This is a genomic window from Ruegeria sp. C12 (genome assembly GCF_056537745.1).
Genome location: NZ_JBQFSA010000022.1, coordinates 1 through 4130 on the forward strand (window position 1 = coordinate 1; position 4130 = coordinate 4130).

The 4130-nt window shown below is 49.9% G+C and carries 1 protein-coding gene and 3 pseudogenes; 1 reads left to right on the forward strand and 3 read right to left on the reverse strand.

The features are described 5' to 3' along the window. Positions 1-13 precede the first annotated feature (13 nt). From ACR0C9_RS21815 to ACR0C9_RS21825, 3 genes and pseudogenes are all read right to left on the reverse strand, one after another. A pseudogene (locus ACR0C9_RS21815) lies at positions 14-527 on the reverse strand (IS5 family transposase); the annotation flags it as partial. Positions 528-638: 111 nt separating this feature from the next. After that, positions 639-779: pseudogene (locus tag ACR0C9_RS21820) on the reverse strand (IS3 family transposase); the annotation flags it as partial. 2 nt (positions 780-781) lie between these two features. Further along, positions 782-1726 (reverse strand): LysR family transcriptional regulator, encoded by a 945-nt coding sequence (locus ACR0C9_RS21825; RefSeq protein ID WP_480782054.1) that lies wholly within the window; start codon positions 1724-1726, stop codon positions 782-784. A 1043-nt stretch (positions 1727-2769) separates the two neighbouring features. On the opposite strand from ACR0C9_RS21825, the pseudogene ACR0C9_RS21830 reads away from it, so the two are divergent. Further along, positions 2770-3774, forward strand: a pseudogene (locus ACR0C9_RS21830) (Hint domain-containing protein). Positions 3775-4130: the final 356 nt, after the last annotated feature.

The window sequence follows — 4130 nt, forward strand, 5'->3', positions numbered from 1 at the left end:
AGTCGGCGTCCTAACCGCGACCCCCGAGCAGCCAATCAACATCAGGAATGCTATTCAGCAGCGCCCTTGCACCGATGTAGTCGCTGACCTGCCCGGCGGTCACGAACAGGTTCAGAGGGCGGCCTTGGCTGTCGCAGATGGCATCAGTTTGGTGTTCATGTCGCCCTTAGTTCGGCCAATCAGGCGTCCACGCCCCCCTTTACCACACCCAAGCTGGACGCTGTGCGATGCGCTTTCAGGTAGGTCGCGTCGATCATCACGGTCTTTTCCTCACTATGATCGGCGGCCAAACCTGTCATCATCTTGGCAAAGATGCCCTTATCGCTCCAGCGCTTCCAACGATTGTAGAGCGTCTTGTGCGGGCCGTATTCCTTAGGCGCATCCCGCCACCGTAACCCATTGCGATTGATGAAGATAATGCCGCTCAAGACCCGCCAATCATCGACGCGGGGTTTGCCGTGGGATTTAGGGAAGAAGGGCTCAAGACGCGCCATCTGGACGTCACTCAACCAGAAAAGATCAGACATGTTCACCGCTTGTATTGCGTACCGTGAATCACGCGGCCACCTGGAAATCAATGGGGCCTGAGCCTAGTTAAGTTACGTTAGAAACTGACCTGCTCCCCGAGGCTCCCTCATTCATAACGAGAGTCTGCGGGTCTTGTTTTCATATTCTTCGTCGTCAGTTTGGGCAAGCGCGTCGGGCGCGGAGCCCTCCAATTGCTCAAGCGTCCGACGCGCTTCTGCTGGTGTTTGGTTGCCGAGCGATGAGTGCGGCCTACCTAAGGGTTGTGGATTCTTTCCAAATTCCCCCTCAACTGCGTTACACGTGTCTTGCCTGTCTCCGCTAGGATATTCGAAAGCGGTTCGATACTCATAGCATCTTGTAAGCAGGATTTCGTGACCAGAGAAATCTCCCGATCAGGCTCAGGCTTGGCCAGTCGAAGCGCTACGAGTGAACCATCAAATACAGTCTCGCCAAGGGAAATTTCGGGAAGCAGAGTCACTCCATAGCCACTCGCTGTCAAACCCATTACCGTCTGAAGGGAGCTCGAACCGATTTGGTTGAGCGATTCCTGGCTTGCGAATTTGCATAGGTCTCGAGTTTGTTCCCGGAGGCAATGCCCATCCGAAAGTAGTAACAGCCTGACCGGCGGCATTTGGTCCAATACAATGTGGCCATCACAAAGCCCCATCTTCTTGGCTTGCTCAATACTGAGAGCAAGAACAAAACGATCAGAAAAGAGGTAATGTTGAACATAGGCCTCTTCCGGGACAGGTGTTGCTAGAACACACGCGTCTATTCGGCCGCATTCTAACTCTTCCATCAAGTCATCTGTAGTTGCTTCTAGAATCTGAAGCTCGAGATCTGGTAGCTCTTTCCTTGCGGTCTGAAGCGCTGACGGCAGCAAGAAAGGCGCGATAGTCGGAATCGCGCCCAGCTTAAATGGGCCATTCAAACCACGACGGTATCTGGCACTGGCCTCCAGTTCATTGACTTTTGTCAGAATACCTTTGGTTCGCTCAAGTACCTCTCGCCCGAACGGTGTCGGTTTGAACGGCCTCGTCGTCCGATCGACCAAAGGTGTACCTAGAATTTCCTCAAGTTCCCGTATTTTGGTCGACAGCGCAGGCTGAGTGACGTGCGCGGTTTCCGCAGCGAGACTAAAGTGCCCTAGCTCACAGAAAGCTTCAAAGTATGCAAGATGGCGAAGGGTAATTCTCATAAGAAAAGCTTACAACTTTCTAAAGAAAAGGCAATTTCACTTTCTTGGGCCTTTTGGTTAGCATCGGTTTCAAGAGTATGTTCATGGGTAACGCAATCACCCCGAGAAGAATTGTCTGAGTAACCGACTCGCGAGACTGTCGCTGACAAGTGATTGAAGGCCTCATCATAATGCAGAAACTTCGGAAATGGCGTGGGGGAATCGAGACTGAAAAGGGCGAAGCCAGAATGGCCGCTGTTCCTAGTTTTATTGGATTCGTAAGAACCGAGAAGACTCACTTGGAAAAGGCCGTCAGAGTTGCGGTCAAGGCTTGTCGCGATTCTTAGTTGGGCGATCCGCTAATTTACCTCGTTCTGTATGACAAAATTCTCAGCTGTATTCTAGGGTTCACTCACTCACAACCAAGGAAGTTGATTGAAAACACCAAGCTTGGTGGCGGAAGAGGTTTTTGGAGCTAGAAAGGACGTATCGTCGCAAGCTAACTGCGCGAAAGCAAGGCTTGCGACAGAACTTAAGGAAACGATTTCATGAGTTTAGAGCACAATGCTCACGGCAAAGAAAAAAGCAATTCTGTTAGATCGCTAGATGGAACGAGTATTGAATACTCATGTAGAGATGGATTGCGCCACGTCATCAGGTTTTATCACACCACCGCGAGCTTTTGGGCGGTCAATAACGCAAATTGCATTTCGAACCGATATGATGACATCCCATATCGCTATCGTGAGATTAGGTCCGACTTGATCTACATAGCGTTTTGCGAAGTGTGCATTGGTGACTTCTTGTGTCTAGTTATTGATCGGCTTGAAAACAAAGCTCATATCGCTTCATTGATGGGATTCCCGTGTGACAACCGAATATTCCAATTCGAAAAGGGACAGATAGGAAAGGCCGACTTGCCATTGGCTACTTAGCCTCGGTCCTACGGTTTGATGATTTCGTTATGTGGCGAGATTGCAACTTAAAAAAACCAGTAGATCAAAACACAGCAGGAAAACCGGATGCCCATAAACCTCTACGGAGCCTTTCGCACTGATACGACAATGACTGACGCAGCCGCTGGCTTCGCCACTTTCGGATCAACATTTGAGATCAGCGCTTACAGCCAAATCACGATTTCAGACGGCGCGGATGGAACCATCATTGATGGTGACAACGTTGTAAATGAAACGCCAAATGACCCTACCCAGACGTATCTGGGAAATGCCATTTTTTGGGATTATACAATTCAAGTCAACGACGGTACCAACACCTACCAGATTGGTATTGTTGACTACGATATCAACGGCGATGGCACGAGCAACGGTGTCAATGCCGAGGATGGTTTCTTCATTGCTTTTATTAGTGGATCGGTGCCACCACTCAACACAACGCTTACATTTGGGCCTATCCTTGACAACGGTCCATCCGTCGATGTTGACACAGTTGTACCGTGTTTTGCTGCGGGCACGATGCTAGATACTAGTAATGGTCCTCGTCCTATAGAAACACTCAGCGTCAGTGACGAAGTTTTGACACTGGACAATGGTCTTCAAAGCATTCGCTGGATTGGATCACGGAGTTTGAACTCTGAAGACCTTGAACTCTAGCCCAAGTTGCGGCCCATTCGGATTAACGCGGATGCGCTGGGTGACGGGTTGCCAAGACGGGACCTGCTTGTTTCGCCGCAGCATCGTATACTTGTTCGGTCACCGATCGCGAAACGAATGTTTGGTGATGCGGAGGTTTTAATATCTGCGCATAAGCTTGTCGCCTTGCCCGGTATTTTTGTGGATGACAGCGCCCAGTCAGTCACTTACTTTCATGTGCTGTTTGACAATCACGAAGTCGTCTTAGCAGAAGGAGCACCGGCAGAAAGCTTGTTCACTGGCCCGATGGCATTAAATAGCATCGGCGAGGAGGCTTATGAAGAAATTCTCTTTCTCTTTCCCGAGATCTCGTCTGCAGATTACGCGCCCTCGCCGGCACGTTACGTACCGTTTAGAGGCAAACAGATTAGCAATCTGATTCGGCGGCATATTCAAAACAAAAGGGCGTTGGTCACCTGACCGTGGAATCAATTCTCCATAGAAGCAATCCATGATAGAGAACAACCTATCCTGGTGTTTTAGAAACTTGGGACAAAAGAAGGTAGTCAAACAACCAAAGCCGTGAGAGGCCATCTCGAAACAGCGAAAACTCAAGGTGCCGACAGAGCGGGGATGCTCGGCTTTGTTGTAATCAGGTAATTCTGCGTATTTAAAAAACACAATATCGCTGACGGAAGCAGTTCGTCGCGATGAGTGTGGATAAATTCGTGGACCTAGATTGGCTCTAGGCTCAGGACTTCGGTAACGGGGGCAGTTCAGTCAAGCGCTTTCGTGCACTCAAATCGATCCGCCAAGGCGGTTCTGTTGGTTCAGTT

Coding starts and splice junctions, on each gene's coding strand:
- ACR0C9_RS21825 (WP_480782054.1), bottom strand. CDS start 1,726: ATGAGAATTACCCTTCGCCATCTTGCATACTTTGAAGCTTTCTGTGAG.